A 17272-nucleotide genomic window follows, 5' to 3' on the forward strand; every position below is an offset into this window, starting at 1 on the left:
CGGGGGTCGTCAAGCGTTCCGACAACACCCGCCGGTCAGGGCCCCTCAGCGCACCGCGACCACGGCCGACCCGTGGCCGAACAGCCCCTGGTTCGCGGTGATCCCGGCCCGTGCCCCCGGCACCTGCCGCTCCCCGGCCGTACCGCGCAGCTGCCAGGTCAGCTCGCACACCTGGGCGATGGCCTGCGCCGGCACCGCCTCCCCGAACGAGGCCAGCCCGCCACTGGTGTTGACGGGTATGCGCCCGCCGAGTGCCGTCGCCCCCTCCCGTACGAGCTTCGCGCCCTCGCCCTCCCCGCAGAGGCCGATGTCCTCGTACCACTCCAGCTCCAGGGCGGTGGACAGGTCGTACACCTCGGCGAGCGAGAGGTCGTCCGGGCCGAGGCCCGCCTCCTCGTAGGCGGCGCGCGCGATCGAGGCCCGGAAGGAGCCGGCCGCGGGCCGCACGGCCACCGCCGAATCGGTGGCGATGTCCGGGAGGTCCAGCACCGTGCGCGGATAGGTGGGGGTCACCGTCGAGACCGCCCGGATCCGCACCGGGTCGGCGATCCCGCGCGAGCGCGCGAAGTCCATGCTGGTGAGCACCAGCGCCGCGCCCCCGTCGGAGGTGGCGCAGATGTCGAGCAGCCGGAGCGGATCGGCGACCACCGCCGAGGCCGCCACCTCCTCGGCGGAGACGGCCTTGCGGTAGCGGGCGTTCGGGTTGAGCGTCCCGGCCGCCGCGTTCTTCACCTTGACCTGGGCGAAGTCCTCCGGGGTGTCCCCGTGCACGGCCATCCGGCGGCGTGCGTACAGGGCGAAGTACGCCGGGTTGGTGGCGCCCAGCACGCGGAAGCGCAGCCAGTCCGGATCGTCGGGCCGGTCGCCTCCCGCCGGGGCGAAGAACCCCTTGGGCGCCGCGTCCGCGCCCACCACGAGCACCACGTCGGCCAGCCCGGCCAGGATCTGCGCCCGGGCCGTCCCGATCGCCTGGGCGCCGGACGCGCAGGCCGCGTACACGCTGGTCACCCGGGCCCCCTGCCAGCCGAGGGCCCGGGCGAAGGTCGCACCGGCCACGTAGCCCGGATATCCGGAGCGCACGGTGTCGGCGCCGACGATCGACCCCACGTCCGTCCAGTCCAGCCCGGCGTCCGCCAGCGCGGCCCGGGCGGCGGCCCGCCCGTACTCGACGAAGCTGCGGCCCCACTTGCCCCAGGGGTGCATCCCGGCCCCGAGGACGGCGATGTCGGCGCTCACGCGTCCCCTCCCACCGGCTTGAACTGCCAGGTGGTCCAGGCGGTCCCGGCATCCGCGTCCTCGTTCAGCACGCCGCCCACCACCTCGACCTCCATCCCGACCGCCAGGTCGGCGACACCCACCCCGGGCACCGCCTGCCCCAGCACCACCATCCCCTCGGCCTCCAGCTCCACCGCGACCAGCGTGTACGGCTCCCAGGGCGCGGCCGGGTCGGACACGTACGGCGCGGGCGGCCGGTAGCGCCCGTCGGTGTAGGACCAGACCCGCCCGCGCGGGGACAGCGGCAGCTCGGCGAGCTCCCCGCCGCCCGGGCACTGCGGATTGCGGCAGTACGCGTCCTCGCGCGGGAAGAACACCGCGGTACAGGCCGAGCACCGGGTGCCGAGCAGCCGGAAGCCGCCGTCCGCCGCGGTTTCGGTGAACCACCCGCTCACGACGGGTGTACGTGTGAGTGCCAAGACCCCTCCCATGCAGAAACCTGACGCATCGTCAGGAGTGTGTCACGGGTGGGCGGGCCGGGTCACCGGTTCTCGGCGAGCCACTTCTCCGCGATCTCGGCCAGCTCCGCGTCCCGCCCGGCCAGCATCATCCGGATCATCTGCGCGTCCCCGCGCAGCGACCACCCCGGATGGCCGAAGGTGGCCGGGTTGTTCTTCTCGATGAGGAAGTGCGCCGGCCACGCGGTCCCGTACCCGATGAGCGGGAGCGCGGCGAGGTAGCGCTTGCGGCCGCGCGCCAGCCCGTAGGCGGTCACGGCGAGGCCTGTGAGGGTCCCGGTGAGATGGACCCAGCGGGTGGCGGCGCGGGAGTGCATGGCGACGTAATACGGCCAGAACTCCTCGTACGAACTGAAAGTCATGCCCGGCACGGTACTCACGGCCGCGCGGACGCGACAGACGTCACCGCCCCCGACCCGCAACAGCCGCGACACACCCGCCCCTTGGCCTACCATCACGGGATGACGGCACAGCTCAGGGACTCGCACTGCTCCACCTGCGGAGCGCCCTACGCCACCACCACCTGGCCCCGCACCTGCACCTCGTGCGGCGCCACCGCCTACCGCAACCCGCTCCCGGTGGCCGTCACCCTCCTCCCCGTCGAGGACGCGGACGGCACCGGCCTCGTGGTCATCACCCGCACCATCGAACCGGCCCTCGGCGGCATCGCCCTGCCCGGCGGCTTCATCGACTTCGGCGAGGACTGGCGTGACGCGGTCGTCCGCGAACTCCGCGAGGAGACCGGCATCACCGCACCCGCCTCGGAGGTGGCCCTCGCCGACGCCCTCAGCTCCCCGGCCGGCCACCTCCTCCTCTTCGGGCTCCTCCCGCCCCGCCCGGCCGCCACCCTCCCCGCCTCGGCACCGACGGACGAAACCACGGGCTGGCACATCCTGCGCACCCCGACCGACCTGGCCTTCCCCCTCCACACCCAGGCAGCGGCCGCCTGGTTCGCAGGCAAGTACAAGGCCTAAGCCCTGTCCGGGGATTGGAGCCCCCGCACCACCACACCCTCCACCGCGGTCCCCGCCTCCGTCTCGACCACCACCGCCTCCCCGGCCCACCGCACGGTGTACCGCTCGACCGTGCCCGCCTCGAAGCCCGGGCCCGGGTCCCGGATCACCACCCCGCCGCCCGTGCGGCCCCGCGCCGGAGCCCAGACCTCCAGCTCCACATCGCCACCCCCGGCGGAGCGGACCGGCAGCACCGCGCCCGCCCGCGCCAGCACCGGGATCCGGCCCGGCGGCGCGTCCAGCAGGATCTGGCCCGGGCCCTCGTACGCCGCCCCCGTCGCGGTGTCGTACCACCGCCCCCGCGGCAGCCGCACCGCCCGCCGGTCCGCCCCGCACTCCAGCACCGGGGCGACCAGCAGCGCATCGCCCAGCAGGAACGCGTCCTCGCAGTCCCGCAGCCGCCGCTCCTCCGGAGTCCCCCACCACAGCGGCCGTACGTACGGGGCCCCGGTCCGCCGCGCCAGGTGCGCCAGCGTCACGAAGTACGGCCGCAGCCGCTCCCGCTCCGCCATCACCGCGCGGGCATGCTCCTCCGCCTCGGCCCCGAACTCCCACGGCTCCCGCCGCCCCGCCCAGATCGCCGAGTGCGTCCGGAACAGCGGGAGGTACGCCCCCAGCTGCAGCCACCGCAGATACAGCTCGGGGGAGGGCGACCCGCCGAAGCCGCCGACGTCCGGCCCCGAGTACGGCACCCCGCACAGTCCGAGCCCCAGCACCAGCGCCAGCGAGGCCCGCAGCCCGTCCCAGCCGGTCTCCACGTCCCCCGACCACGTGCCCCCGTACCTCTGCATCCCCGCCCACCCCGACCGGGAGAACAGGAACGGCCGCTCGGCGGGCCGCAGCCGGACCAGCCCCTCCCAGCCGGCCCGCGCCATCCCCAGCGCGTACACGTTGTGCCCGGCCCGGTGGTCCCCGCCCGCGCCGTCCATCGAGTGCCGCGCGGAACGGGGCAGCGTCATGTCCCCGAACGGGGTGAAGGACACCGGCTCGTTCATGTCGTGCCAGAAGCCCGCGAAGCCCTGCGCGAGCCGCTCCTCGTACAGCCCGCCCCACCACTCCCGTACCGCCGGATCCGTGAAGTCCGGGTACGCGCACTCGCCCGGCCACACCTCGCCGCGCACCTCCGCGCCCTCCGCGTCCCGTACGAAGGCACCCTCGGCCCCCACCGCGCGCCCCGCCGCGTGCACCGGGTCGCCCGCCTTCACCGCCGGATCGACGATCGAGACCAGCCGCACCCCCTGCTCGCCCAACTCCCGCGCCAGCCCCGGCAGATCCGGGAACCGCCCGCGGTCCACGGTGAACACCCGGTGCCCGTCGTAGTGGTCGATGTCCAGATGCACCGCCGACAGCGGGAACCCGCGCTGCGCATAGCCCCCGACCACCCGGCGCACCTCTTCCGCGCTCCCGAAACCCCACCGCGCGTGCTGGTAGCCCAGCGCCCACTCCGGCGGCACAGCCGCCCCGCCCGTCAGCCCCGACCAGCCCTGCAACACCCGCGCCGGCGTCCCCACCAGCACCCAGCACCTCAGCGGCCCGCCCTCCATGCGCAGTTCGCTCACCCCCGGGCGGTCCACCCCCGAACCCGCGCCCTCCTCGCCCTCGCGCAACACCACCCGGCCGTCCCAGGAGTTGTCGTGGAACACCAGGTGCGTCCCCGCGTCCGCCACCACCATCTGCACCGGCATCGTCACGTACAGCGGATCGTCACCCGGCCCGAACCCGCCCCTCGGGTCCGTGTTCCACAGCCGGTACACCCCGTCCCGCAGCCTCGGCCCCGCCGCCCGCCCGCCCAGCCCGAAGAACCGCGCGTCCGCCGCCACTTCGCTCCGCTGCAGCCACCGCGGCCCACCGCCTGACCCGGCCTCCTCGGCCCCCTCGCCGCCGGACACCGGCTCCCACCAGCGCGGCGGCAGCTCCCGCCGCAGCACCGTCCCGCCCGGGGTGCGCACTTCCACCGCCCCGTGCCGGGACACCGCCACCGTCACCCGCTCCGACACCACCCGCCAGCCGCCCCCCGTGTCCGGCTCCAGCGAGGCCCGCGGATCCGGCTCCGGTCCCGCGCCCACCACCGCGTACGACGGCATCGGCCCGGCCCCGTCCCACCCCCAGAACACCGCGCCGCCCGCGGTGACCCGTACCAGCAGCTCCGAGCGCGCGAACCGCAGCACGCCCCCGCCCGGCCGCGGCTCCGTACCGGTCAGCAGCCCCGGCACCCGCGCCCGCTCCGCGCCCCGGCGCGGGAGCCCCACCGCGTCCGCGCGCCGGTGGCGCCACGCCGAGAGCCAGGCGCGCCGTCCGCGCTCCGTACCGATGTCCTTCACCGCACGCACCAGATCACGACCGTTCATGGAGATCACCCTGCCACCGGCCCCCGCGCGCAGGTGCTGCGTTCAACTGCCGTTCACCCACGGGCGACCGTCCCCGCACCCCCGCGCGTGACCGCCGGCGACTGGTGGCCGACCACATGCCGCCGACCTCGTGAGCGGTGATGGCGACTCTGGTGCGGATGTCGATCACATGGCATGGTCCCTGTGAGCCGCCGCGCACCCACCCCCCGCGCGATGGCACCGTACGCACACGAAGCGCGAGCCGCAGACTTGACCGGGAGCCGACCCATGACCTCAGCCACGCAGCCGGAACCCCTCTGGGCCCCCGGCCCCGACCGGATCGCCGCGGCCCGGATCACCGCCTTCCAGGCCTGGGCGGCCGAGCGTTTCGGAGCCCCGGCCGACGGCGGCTACCCCGCCCTGCACAGCTGGTCCGTCGACGAGCTCGACACCTTCTGGCAGGCCGTCGCCGAGTGGTTCGACGTCCGCTTCACCACCCCGTACACCTCCGTCCTCGCCGACCGCTCCATGCCCGGCGCGAGCTGGTTCACCGGAGCCACCCTCAACTACGCCGAGCACGCCCTGCGCGCCGCCGAGGACCCGGCCCGCGCCGACGACGCCGCCCTGCTGTACGTGGACGAGACCCACGAAGCCACCCCCGTCACCTGGGCTGCGCTCCGCCGCCAGGTCGGCTCCCTCGCCGCAGAGCTGCGCGCCCTCGGCGTACGCCCCGGCGACCGGGTCAGCGGCTACCTCCCCAACATCCCCGAAGCGGTCGTGGCCCTGCTCGCCACCGCCGCCGTCGGCGGTGTCTGGACCTCCTGCGCCCCCGACTTCGGCGCCCGCAGCGTCCTCGACCGCTTCCAGCAGGTCGAGCCGGTCGTCCTGTTCACCGTGGACGGCTACCGCTACGGCGGCAAGCAGCACGACCGCCGCGACACCGTCGCCGAGCTGCGCGCCGAGCTCCCCTCCCTGCGCGCGGTCGTCCACATCCCGCTCCTCGGTACGCCGGCCCCCGCGGGCGCGCTCGCCTGGTCGGACCTGACCTCCGCGGACACCGAGCCCGTCTTCGAGGCGGTCCCCTTCGACCACCCCCTCTGGGTCCTGTACTCCTCCGGTACGACAGGCCTGCCCAAGGCCATCGTCCAGTCCCAGGGCGGCATCCTCCTCGAACACCTGAAGCAGCTCGGCCTGCACTGTGACCTCGGCCCCGAGGACCGGTTCTTCTGGTACACCTCCACCGGCTGGATGATGTGGAACTTCCTCGTCTCCGGCCTGCTCACCGGCACCACCGTCGTCCTGTACGACGGCAGCCCCGGCTACCCCGACACGGGTGCCCAGTGGCGGATCGCCGAGCGGACCGGGGCCACGCTCTACGGCACCTCCGCCGCGTACGTCATGGCCTGCCGCAAGGCCGAGGTCCACCCCTCCCGCGACTTCGACCTGTCCAGCGTGAAGTGCGTGGCGACCACCGGCTCCCCGCTCCCGCCCGACGGCTTCCGCTGGCTCCACGACGAGGTGGCCGAGGACCTCTGGATCGCCTCCGTCAGCGGCGGCACCGACGTGTGCAGCTGCTTCGCCGGAGCCGTCCCCACCCTCCCCGTCCACATCGGCGAACTCCAGGCCGCCTGCCTCGGTACGGACCTCCAGGCGTGGGACCCGTCCGGCAAGGCCGTCGTCGGCGAGGTCGGCGAGCTCGTCGTCACCAACCCCATGCCGTCCATGCCGGTCCGCTTCTGGAACGACCCGGACGGCAGCCGCTACCGCGAGAGCTACTTCGAGATGTTCCCCGGCATCTGGCGCCACGGGGACTGGATCACGATCACCGACCACGGCTCGGTGATCATCCACGGCCGCTCCGACTCCACCCTGAACCGCCAGGGCGTCCGGATGGGCTCCGCCGACATCTACGAGGCCGTCGAGCGCCTCCCCGAGATCAAGGAATCCCTGGTCATCGGCCTGGAGGAGCCGAACGGCGGCTACTGGATGCCGCTCTTCGTCCACCTCGTCCCCGGCGCCACCCTCGACGACGACCTCCGCGCCCGGATCAAGGCGACGATCCGCGAGGAACTCTCCCCGCGCCACGTCCCCGACGAGATCATCGAGGTCCCGGGCATCCCGCACACCCTCACCGGCAAGCGCATCGAGGTCCCCGTCAAGCGGCTCCTCCAGGGCGCGCCGCTGGCCAAGGCCGTCAATCCGGGCTCCGTCGACAACCTCGACCTCCTCCACTTCTACGAGGAGCTGGCCCGCACCCGCGGCTGAGGCCACTGTCAGTGGCGATGATTACTCTGAGTGAGCAAGTGATCGCGCCGCTCAGGGGGAGCCATGCCACAGAAGAACAACAGCACGAGGACCAGCACGACCACGCGGACCGTCGGCACCGACCGGCGCCGCAGGCTGCGCCGCGAGGTCCCCAGCACCGTCGGCCTCCTGGCCGACGCCGGGGACTTCGCGGCCATGCGCGACTACCGGAGCTTCGTCTTCGACGATCACCGGGACTACCTCCGCCACGTGGAGGGCCTGCTCCGGTCCCTCGCGGCCCAGGGCATCCACACCACGGTCGCCCTCTTCGACCCCGAGGAGTACGCCGACTTCTGTGCGGAGTCCGGCCACGACCCGGACACCGCCGAGGCCCGCACCCGCTTCACCGCGGAACTGGCGGGCAGCGGCGCCGTCCTGCCCTACGCGGGCCAGCCCATCGACGATCTCGTCCCCCTCCTCGTGGACGAGGCCGTCCGCCAGGCCACCTGGGAGTACGCCACCATGCTCCTGGCCGAAGCCGGCACCTGCGCCGACTGCGGCGAGGACATCGGCCACGCCTCCTTCGAACGCGCCGCCGCCGCGCTCCGGCGGCTCATGGCGGGAGCCGGCCCCGGCCGGCACCACCTCGTCTGCAGCGTCCCGACCGAGGCGGAACAGCTCGTCGCCGTCCTCCACGCCGAGACCGGGACCGACCCCGAGGCCCCGCCCCGCATCGAGGGCCGCGACGGCCTCGACTTCGTGACCGTCCTGGCCGCCGGACTCGCCCTCGGCGGATCAGGGGGACTGGTCCTGCGGAGCACCACCGAGGACCACCGCGACCGGGTCCACGGCTGGCGGCTGGACCGCGGCCGCCTCACCGTGCTCTCGGCCGCGGCCGTGTTCAACGCCTACTGCACGGACGCCGACACCGGGGAGCCCGTCGCCCCCGAACCGGGCGTCGAGTACTGCCCCGGCTTCGAGGTGGACGGCCCCGGCCCGCACCACTGAGCGGTCGAACCCGGAACAGGAAACGGCCGAGGGGCCCTCGCCGCCGGCGAAGGCCCCTCGGTCGAACACACCGGCTACTCGCCGGACAGCACCGCCTGGGCGGCCACGCGGGCCTCCTCGGCGCTGTCGCACGCACGCGCCGCGGCAGCGGCACGCTCGCACTGGGCGAGGGTGTACTTGGCGAGCGTCGACCGCACGTAGGGAATGGAAGCGGCACCCATTGAGAGAGAGGTGACACCCAGACCCGTCAGCACACAGGCGAGCAGCGGGTCGGAGGCGGCCTCACCACAGACGCCGCAGCTCTTGCCCTCGGCCTTCGCGGCCTCCGCCGACATGGCGATCAGGTCGAGCAGCGCCGGCTGCCACGGGTCCTGGAGCCGCGAGACCGCACCGACCTGACGGTCGGCGGCGAAGGCGTACTGCGCCAGGTCATTGGTGCCCAGCGACAGGAACTCGACCTCCTGGAGGATCGAGCGCGCCCGCAGCGCGGCGGACGGGATCTCCACCATCGCGCCGAACTTCGCCCGGAGACCCGCCTCGCGGCACGCGTCCGCGAAAGCCTTGGCGTCGATCCGGTCCGCCACCATCGGGGCCATGACCTCGAGGTAGACCGGCAGCCCCTCGGCGGCCTTGGCCAGCGCGGTGAGCTGCGTACGCAGCACGTCCGGGTGGTCCAGCAGGGAGCGGAGACCGCGCACACCCAGCGCCGGGTTCGGCTCGTCGGCCGGGGTCAGGAAGTCCAGCGGCTTGTCGGCACCGGCATCGAGCACACGCACGACGACACGGCCCTCGGGGAAGGCCTCGAGCACCTTGCGGTAGGACTCGATCTGCTTCTCCTCGGAGGGAGCCTTCCTACTGTCGTCCAGGAACAGGAACTCGGTGCGGAACAGGCCCACACCCTCGGCCCCGGCCTCGACGGCGGCCGGCACGTCCGCCGGACCGCCGACGTTCGCCAGCAGCGGCACCTTGTGACCGTCGGAGGTCGCACCCGGACCGGACGACGCGGCCAGCGCGGCCTTCCGCTCGGCCGCCGAGGCCTCCAGCTCGGCCCGCTTCTCGTCGCTCGGCTCCACGAACAGGTCACCGGTGCTGCCGTCGACGGCGATGACCGTGCCCTCGGCGATCTCACCGGCACCCGGCAGCGCCACGATCGCCGGCACGCCCAGCGCCCGCGCGAGGATCGCGCTGTGGCTGGTCGGACCGCCCTCCTCGGTGACGAAGCCGAGGACGAGCGCGGGGTCGAGCAGAGCCGTGTCGGCGGGAGCGAGGTCCCGCGCGATCAGTACGTACGGCTCGTCGCTGTCCGGCACACCCGGCATCGGCACGCCGAGCAGCCGCGCCACGATGCGGTTCCGTACGTCGTCCAGGTCGGCCACCCGGCCGGCCATGTACTCACCGGCCCCCGCGAGCAGGTCGCGGTAGGAGGCGAACGCGTCGTAGATACCGCGCTCGGCGGTGCTGCCGACAGCGATCCGCCGGTCGACGTCCGCCATCAGCTCGGGGTCCGTGGCGATCATCGCCTGGGCCTCGAGCACGTGCTGAGCCTCGCCACCGGCCAGCTGGCCGCGCGCGATCAGGTCGGCCGAAACAGCCTCCACGGCTTTGCGGGCGCGCCCCTGCTCGCGCTCCGCCTCAGCCGCGGTGATCTGCTTGGCCGGCGGCTCGAGGACCGCCGTACCCATGTGCCGAACCTCGCCGATCGCCACACCGTGGCTCACGCCGACGCCTCGCAGCGTTGTCTCCATTTCACCCGTCTCCGATTGAGCGGCGGGCCCAGCCGCCGCGGTGGATGTCCGACTCGCCTGTGAGGGCGGACAAGGTCACTTCCAGCTGAAGAGGACCTCTTCGGCCTTCACGTCCCCGGACTCGACGACGTCGGAGAGGGACTCCGCGGAGGCCTCCAGCGCCACGATCGGGCAGATCGGCGACTTGCCGGCTTCTTCGACGGCCTGCGGGTTCCAACGGATGACGGCCTGGCCGCGGCTCACGGTGTCGCCCTTGTTGACGAGCAGCTCGAAGCCCTCGCCGTTGAGCTGAACGGTGTCGATCCCCAGGTGCGTGAGCACACCGTGGCCTTCGCCGTCGACTACGACGTACGCGTGCGGGTGCAGGGAGACGACCACACCATCAACGGGGGACACCGCCTCCGAGGGCTCGCGCACGGGATCAATAGCGGTGCCCGGTCCCACCATGGCGCCGGAGAACACCGGATCGGGCACTGCCGCGAGTCCGATGGCGCGCCCGGCAAGTGGGGACGTCACGCTGGTCATGGGGGCCTCCCAGGGGTGGAGCTTCTCAGTGTCGCCGTCACTACCTGTCGCGAACGGCGTACTCTTCCGAAGGATAAGTCACTAGATGTTCGGGTTCGCCCGATGTCGGTCCCGATCCGGACTGGCCCTTCGGCACGGAGACTAGTGGACTAGACCGGTGGACTAGACCATACGCCTGAATCGATTTGCTTGGGCACCGCACGGCCTGTACTGTCGTGACTCCCGCCACGGTGCTTCGTGTGAACTTTTCGCGAACGCTGGATGGACGGGACTCCTTCCTCTTCAGTCTTGATCTTGATCTCGATTGCTTCCGTCACGCCTTCCGGCAATTCGGCGAGTGGTCAGAGCGACGGAAAATCACTGCTAAGGTCGGAACCGCCGGAAAGGGAAAGCGTGAAAGCGCAGGACCTGGAAAGCGCCGAGGAAATCGGGCCCGAAAGAGTCTGATAGAGTCGGAAACGCAAGAACACAGAACGAAAGCCCGGAGGAAAGCCCGAGAGGGTGAGTACAAAGGAAGCGTCCGTTCCTTGAGAACTCAACAGCGTGCCAAAAATCAACGCCAAAAGTTGATACCCCGTCCACTTCGGTGGATGAGGTTCCTTTGAAAAAGACCTGTGAGGCTCCGTTTCGGGGTGCTTGCAGGCAATTACACAGCGAGGACGCAGTGGTCAGTCGGTCTTATTCCGACCATGACTGGCCCGCTCTACGTGATGTGTGCACCCGATTACGGGTAAACATTCATGGAGAGTTTGATCCTGGCTCAGGACGAACGCTGGCGGCGTGCTTAACACATGCAAGTCGAACGATGAAGCCCTTCGGGGTGGATTAGTGGCGAACGGGTGAGTAACACGTGGGCAATCTGCCCTTCACTCTGGGACAAGCCCTGGAACGGGGTCTAATACCGGATACCACTCCTGCCTGCATGGGCAGGGGTTGAAAGCTCCGGCGGTGAAGGATGAGCCCGCGGCCTATCAGCTTGTTGGTGGGGTAATGGCCCACCAAGGCGACGACGGGTAGCCGGCCTGAGAGGGCGACCGGCCACACTGGGACTGAGACACGGCCCAGACTCCTACGGGAGGCAGCAGTGGGGAATATTGCACAATGGGCGAAAGCCTGATGCAGCGACGCCGCGTGAGGGATGACGGCCTTCGGGTTGTAAACCTCTTTCAGCAGGGAAGAAGCGAAAGTGACGGTACCTGCAGAAGAAGCGCCGGCTAACTACGTGCCAGCAGCCGCGGTAATACGTAGGGCGCAAGCGTTGTCCGGAATTATTGGGCGTAAAGAGCTCGTAGGCGGCTTGTCACGTCGGATGTGAAAGCCCGAGGCTTAACCTCGGGTCTGCATTCGATACGGGCTAGCTAGAGTGTGGTAGGGGAGATCGGAATTCCTGGTGTAGCGGTGAAATGCGCAGATATCAGGAGGAACACCGGTGGCGAAGGCGGATCTCTGGGCCATTACTGACGCTGAGGAGCGAAAGCGTGGGGAGCGAACAGGATTAGATACCCTGGTAGTCCACGCCGTAAACGTTGGGAACTAGGTGTTGGCGACATTCCACGTCGTCGGTGCCGCAGCTAACGCATTAAGTTCCCCGCCTGGGGAGTACGGCCGCAAGGCTAAAACTCAAAGGAATTGACGGGGGCCCGCACAAGCGGCGGAGCATGTGGCTTAATTCGACGCAACGCGAAGAACCTTACCAAGGCTTGACATATACCGGAAAGCATTAGAGATAGTGCCCCCCTTGTGGTCGGTATACAGGTGGTGCATGGCTGTCGTCAGCTCGTGTCGTGAGATGTTGGGTTAAGTCCCGCAACGAGCGCAACCCTTGTCCTGTGTTGCCAGCATGCCCTTCGGGGTGATGGGGACTCACAGGAGACCGCCGGGGTCAACTCGGAGGAAGGTGGGGACGACGTCAAGTCATCATGCCCCTTATGTCTTGGGCTGCACACGTGCTACAATGGCCGGTACAATGAGCTGCGATACCGTGAGGTGGAGCGAATCTCAAAAAGCCGGTCTCAGTTCGGATTGGGGTCTGCAACTCGACCCCATGAAGTCGGAGTCGCTAGTAATCGCAGATCAGCATTGCTGCGGTGAATACGTTCCCGGGCCTTGTACACACCGCCCGTCACGTCACGAAAGTCGGTAACACCCGAAGCCGGTGGCCCAACCCGTAAGGGAGGGAGCTGTCGAAGGTGGGACTGGCGATTGGGACGAAGTCGTAACAAGGTAGCCGTACCGGAAGGTGCGGCTGGATCACCTCCTTTCTAAGGAGCACAGTACCGATTGCAGACAAATGTTCTGCACGGTCAGCTCATGGGTGGAACGTTGATTATTTGGCACCAGACGGTCTGATGGTTCTCGAGTACTGCTTCGGCGTGGAAAGAGGAGACGGAAGACTGACTGGTGCCTGGCACGTTGTTGGGTCCTGAAGGTACGGCCGTGAGGTCATGTCTTCAGTGCCGGCCCCAGTGAACTCACTAGCTTGTCTGGTGGGGTGATGGGTGGCTGGTCGTTGTTTGAGAACTACACAGTGGACGCGAGCATCTGTGGCCAAGTTTTTAAGGGCGCACGGTGGATGCCTTGGCACCAGGAACCGATGAAGGACGTGAGAGGCCGCGATAGGCCCCGGGGAGCTGCCAACTGAGCTTTGATCCGGGGGTGTCCGAATGGGGAAACCCGGCAGTCGTCATGGGCTGTCACCCATGCCTGAACACATAGGGCATGTGGAGGGAACGCGGGGAAGTGAAACATCTCAGTACCCGCAGGAAGAGAAAACAACCGTGATTCCGGGAGTAGTGGCGAGCGAAACCGGATGAGGCCAAACCGTATGCGTGTGATACCCGGCAGGGGTTGCGCATGCGGGGTTGTGGGAATTCTTTTGATCGGTCTGCCGGCCGGTCGGCGAGTCAGAAACCGTTGATGTAGTCGAAGGACATGCGAAAGGTCCGGCGTAGAGGGTAAGACCCCCGTAGACGAAACATCAGCGGCTTGCTTAAGAATCTCCCAAGTAGCACGGGGCCCGAGAAATCCCGTGTGAATCTGGCGGGACCACCCGCTAAGCCTAAATATTCCCTGGTGACCGATAGCGGATAGTACCGTGAGGGAATGGTGAAAAGTACCGCGGGAGCGGAGTGAAATAGTACCTGAAACCGTGTGCCTACAAGCCGTGGGAGCGTCGCCGTTGTTCTTCGGAACAACGGTCGTGACTGCGTGCCTTTTGAAGAATGAGCCTGCGAGTTAGCGGTGTGTAGCGAGGTTAACCCGTGTGGGGAAGCCGTAGCGAAAGCGAGTCCGAATAGGGCGATTGAGTTGCACGCTCTAGACCCGAAGCGGAGTGATCTAGCCATGGGCAGGTTGAAGCGGAGGTAAGACTTCGTGGAGGACCGAACCCACCAGGGTTGAAAACCTGGGGGATGACCTGTGGTTAGGGGTGAAAGGCCAATCAAACTCCGTGATAGCTGGTTCTCCCCGAAATGCATTTAGGTGCAGCGTCGTGTGTTTCTTGCCGGAGGTAGAGCACTGGATAGGCGATGGGCCCTACCGGGTTACTGACCTTAGCCAAACTCCGAATGCCGGTAAGTGAGAGCACGGCAGTGAGACTGTGGGGGATAAGCTCCATGGTCGAGAGGGAAACAGCCCAGAGCATCGACTAAGGCCCCTAAGCGTACGCTAAGTGGGAAAGGATGTGGAGTCGCAGAGACAACCAGGAGGTTGGCTTAGAAGCAGCCACCCTTGAAAGAGTGCGTAATAGCTCACTGGTCAAGTGATTCCGCGCCGACAATGTAGCGGGGCTCAAGCGTACCGCCGAAGTCGTGTCATTGCAGCAATAGGGCCAACGCCTGCTGTGATGGGTAGGGGAGCGTCGTGTGCCGGGTGAAGCAGCAGCGGAAGCTAGTTGTGGACGGTTCACGAGTGAGAATGCAGGCATGAGTAGCGATACACACGTGAGAAACGTGTGCGCCGATTGACTAAGGGTTCCTGGGTCAAGCTGATCTGCCCAGGGTAAGTCGGGACCTAAGGCGAGGCCGACAGGCGTAGTCGATGGACAACCGGTTGATATTCCGGTACCCGCTTTGAAACGCCCAATATCGAATCAGGCGATGCTAAGTCCGTGAAGCCGTTCCGGACCCTTCGGGGAAAGGAAAGTGGTGGAGCCGACGAACCAGACTTGTAGTAGGTAAGCGATGGGGTGACGCAGGAAGGTAGTCCAGCCCGGGCGGTGGTAGTCCCGGGGTAAGGGTGTAGGCCGAGGGGTAGGCAAATCCGTCCCTCATTAAGGCTGAGACCTGATGCCGAGCCGATTGTGGTGAAGTGGATGATCCTATGCTGTCGAGAAAAGCCTCTAGCGAGTTTCATGGCGGCCCGTACCCTAAACCGACTCAGGTGGTCAGGTAGAGAATACCGAGGCGTTCGGGTGAACTATGGTTAAGGAACTCGGCAAAATGCCCCCGTAACTTCGGGAGAAGGGGGGCCATCACTGGTGAGGGAACTTGCTTCCTGAGCTGGGGGTGGCCGCAGAGACCAGCGAGAAGCGACTGTTTACTAAAAACACAGGTCCGTGCGAAGCCGTAAGGCGATGTATACGGACTGACGCCTGCCCGGTGCTGGAACGTTAAGGGGACCGGTTAGTGCGCTTTCGGGCGTGCGAAGCTGAGAACTTAAGCGCCAGTAAACGGCGGTGGTAACTATAACCATCCTAAGGTAGCGAAATTCCTTGTCGGGTAAGTTCCGACCTGCACGAATGGCGTAACGACTTCTCGACTGTCTCAACCATAGGCCCGGTGAAATTGCACTACGAGTAAAGATGCTCGTTTCGCGCAGCAGGACGGAAAGACCCCGGGACCTTTACTATAGTTTGATATTGGTGTTCGGTTCGGCTTGTGTAGGATAGGTGGGAGACTTTGAAACCCCAACGCCAGTTGGGGTGGAGTCGCCGTTGAAATACCACTCTGGTCGTGCTGGATGTCTAACCTCGGTCCGTGATCCGGATCAGGGACAGTGTCTGATGGGTAGTTTAACTGGGGCGGTTGCCTCCCAAAGGGTAACGGAGGCGCCCAAAGGTTCCCTCAGCCTGGTTGGCAATCAGGTGTTGAGTGTAAGTGCACAAGGGAGCTTGACTGTGAGACCGACGGGTCGAGCAGGGACGAAAGTCGGGACTAGTGATCCGGCGGTGGCTTGTGGAAGCGCCGTCGCTCAACGGATAAAAGGTACCCCGGGGATAACAGGCTGATCTTCCCCAAGAGTCCATATCGACGGGATGGTTTGGCACCTCGATGTCGGCTCGTCGCATCCTGGGGCTGGAGTCGGTCCCAAGGGTTGGGCTGTTCGCCCATTAAAGCGGTACGCGAGCTGGGTTTAGAACGTCGTGAGACAGTTCGGTCCCTATCCGCTGTGCGCGTAGGAATATTGAGAAGGGCTGTCCCTAGTACGAGAGGACCGGGACGGACGAACCTCTGGTGTGCCAGTTGTCCTGCCAAGGGCATGGCTGGTTGGCTACGTTCGGGAGGGATAACCGCTGAAAGCATCTAAGCGGGAAGCCTGCTTCAAGATGAGTATTCCCACCTCCTTGAGAGGGTAAGGCTCCCAGTAGACGACTGGGTTGATAGGCCAGATGTGGAAGCCCGGTAACGGGTGAAGCTGACTGGTACTAATAGGCCGAGGGCTTGTCCTCAGTTGCTCGCGTCCACTGTGTTAGTTCTGAAATAACGAACAGCTGTGTCCATAGCCAGCGTTCAAATTTCATAGTGTTTCGGTGGTCATAGCGTTAGGGAAACGCCCGGTTACATTCCGAACCCGGAAGCTAAGCCTTTCAGCGCCGATGGTACTGCAGGGGGGACCCTGTGGGAGAGTAGGACGCCGCCGAACAATCATTGCGGGAAGCCCCGCACCAAACCCTTACGGGTTCGGTGCGGGGCTTTTCTGCGTTCAGGACACGTGTGCGGTCTCCTGTAGGGTCAAGGGACATCGAACGACCATTTCTACCGTCACAGTGGAGGCCCCCGGGTGGAGGTCCAGGAGACTCGGGTTCAGACTGACCGAATTTTCACCATTCCGAACGCCCTGAGCATGGCTCGCCTGGCCGGCGTGCCCCTGTTCCTGTGGCTGATCCTCGCCGAGTACGACGGGTGGGCCCTGGCCGTCCTCATGCTCAGCGGGATCAGTGACTACCTCGACGGGAAGCTCGCCCGGCGCTGGAATCAGATCAGCAAGCTCGGCCGGCTGCTGGATCCGGCTGCGGACAGGCTGTACATCCTGTCGACGCTCTTCGGTCTGACCTATCGCGAGATTCTGCCGCTGTGGCTCACGGGGGCCCTGCTCGCACGCGAGCTGATGTTGCTGGTCATGGTGTGGATCCTGCGCCGCCACGGCTATCCGCCGCCGCAGGTCAACTTCCTCGGCAAGGCCGCGACCTTCAACCTGATGTACGCGTTCCCCTTGCTGCTGCTCAGTGACGGCACGGGTTGGTTGGCCTGGACGGGGTCAGTTTTCGGATGGGCGTTCGCCGGATGGGGTACAACCCTCTATTGGTGGGCAGGAATCCTTTACGTGGTTCAAGTCCGCCGTCTCGTGAAGGCGGACGCCACGGCCGATTGAGCTCGTCAGGCGCCGGATGACGCGGAGGAGTTGCGGAGTCACCGTCCGAGACGGGTGGGGTCGGCTCGACCGTCATCTCTCTAGGA

General features: G+C 67.5%; 10 protein-coding genes and 3 rRNA genes. 7 read left to right on the top strand and 6 right to left on the bottom strand.

The annotated features are described in order from the left end of the window. Nucleotides 1-45 precede the first annotated feature (45 nt). The 3 genes from OHA89_RS30470 to OHA89_RS30480 form a co-directional block, all read right to left on the bottom strand. Nucleotides 46-1236, bottom strand: coding sequence for a lipid-transfer protein (locus OHA89_RS30470; RefSeq protein WP_406367542.1), 1191 nt, complete (start codon nt 1234-1236; stop codon nt 46-48). Continuing rightward, entirely contained in the window at nt 1233-1694 is a 462-nt protein-coding gene (locus tag OHA89_RS30475; protein WP_406367544.1) for a Zn-ribbon domain-containing OB-fold protein, read from the bottom strand. The genes OHA89_RS30470 and OHA89_RS30475 overlap by 4 nt, the downstream gene beginning before the upstream one ends. Before the next feature lie 62 nt (nt 1695-1756). Then, nucleotides 1757-2095, bottom strand: a complete 339-nt coding sequence (locus OHA89_RS30480; RefSeq protein WP_251065480.1) for a DUF962 domain-containing protein — start codon at nt 2093-2095, stop codon at nt 1757-1759. A gap of 99 nt (nt 2096-2194) precedes the next feature. On the opposite strand from OHA89_RS30480, the gene OHA89_RS30485 reads away from it, so the two are divergent. Further along, nucleotides 2195-2707, top strand: coding sequence for an NUDIX domain-containing protein (locus OHA89_RS30485; protein WP_266610916.1), 513 nt, complete (start codon nt 2195-2197; stop codon nt 2705-2707). Here the strand turns inward: OHA89_RS30485 and OHA89_RS30490 are convergent. Then, entirely contained in the window at nt 2704-5094 is a 2391-nt protein-coding gene (locus tag OHA89_RS30490; RefSeq protein WP_266610917.1) for a glycoside hydrolase family 31 protein, read from the bottom strand. The genes OHA89_RS30485 and OHA89_RS30490 overlap by 4 nt on opposite strands. 267 nt (nt 5095-5361) lie before the next feature. On the opposite strand from OHA89_RS30490, the gene OHA89_RS30495 reads away from it, so the two are divergent. Next, nucleotides 5362-7338, top strand: coding sequence for an acetoacetate--CoA ligase (locus OHA89_RS30495; protein WP_406367546.1), 1977 nt, complete (start codon nt 5362-5364; stop codon nt 7336-7338). A 63-nt stretch (nt 7339-7401) separates the two neighbouring features. Continuing rightward, a complete protein-coding gene (locus tag OHA89_RS30500; RefSeq protein ID WP_406367547.1) occupies nt 7402-8325 on the top strand; it encodes a hypothetical protein in 924 nt (307 codons plus the stop codon). Between the two features lie 74 nt (nt 8326-8399). Here the strand turns inward: OHA89_RS30500 and ptsP are convergent, their stop codons facing one another. Together ptsP and OHA89_RS30510 are read right to left on the bottom strand one after the other, a co-directional pair. After that, nucleotides 8400-10070, bottom strand: coding sequence for a phosphoenolpyruvate--protein phosphotransferase (gene ptsP / locus OHA89_RS30505; protein ID WP_266610920.1), 1671 nt, complete (start codon nt 10068-10070; stop codon nt 8400-8402). A 75-nt stretch (nt 10071-10145) separates the two neighbouring features. After that, nucleotides 10146-10595 carry a PTS glucose transporter subunit IIA gene (locus OHA89_RS30510; RefSeq protein ID WP_215149330.1) on the bottom strand — a complete coding sequence of 150 codons (450 nt, stop codon included), beginning with the start codon at nt 10593-10595 and terminating at the stop codon, nt 10146-10148. 737 nt (nt 10596-11332) lie between these two features. Between OHA89_RS30510 and OHA89_RS30515 the strand changes: the two genes are divergently transcribed. The 4 genes from OHA89_RS30515 (at nt 11333) to OHA89_RS30530 (ending at nt 17186) form a co-directional block, all read left to right on the top strand. After that, nucleotides 11333-12856: ribosomal RNA gene (locus OHA89_RS30515) — 16S ribosomal RNA — on the top strand. 284 nt (nt 12857-13140) lie between these two features. Continuing rightward, nucleotides 13141-16263: ribosomal RNA gene (locus OHA89_RS30520) — 23S ribosomal RNA — on the top strand. 77 nt (nt 16264-16340) lie between these two features. Next, a 5S ribosomal RNA gene (rrf, locus tag OHA89_RS30525) occupies nt 16341-16457 on the top strand. The 16S, 23S and 5S rRNA genes sit together here, the layout of an rRNA operon. Before the next feature lie 138 nt (nt 16458-16595). Beyond that, nucleotides 16596-17186, top strand: coding sequence for a CDP-alcohol phosphatidyltransferase family protein (locus OHA89_RS30530; protein WP_406367549.1), 591 nt, complete (start codon nt 16596-16598; stop codon nt 17184-17186). Nucleotides 17187-17272: the final 86 nt, after the last annotated feature.

The sequence above is a fragment of the Streptomyces sp. NBC_01546 genome, assembly GCF_045208355.1.
GTDB lineage: Bacteria > Actinomycetota > Actinomycetes > Streptomycetales > Streptomycetaceae > Streptomyces.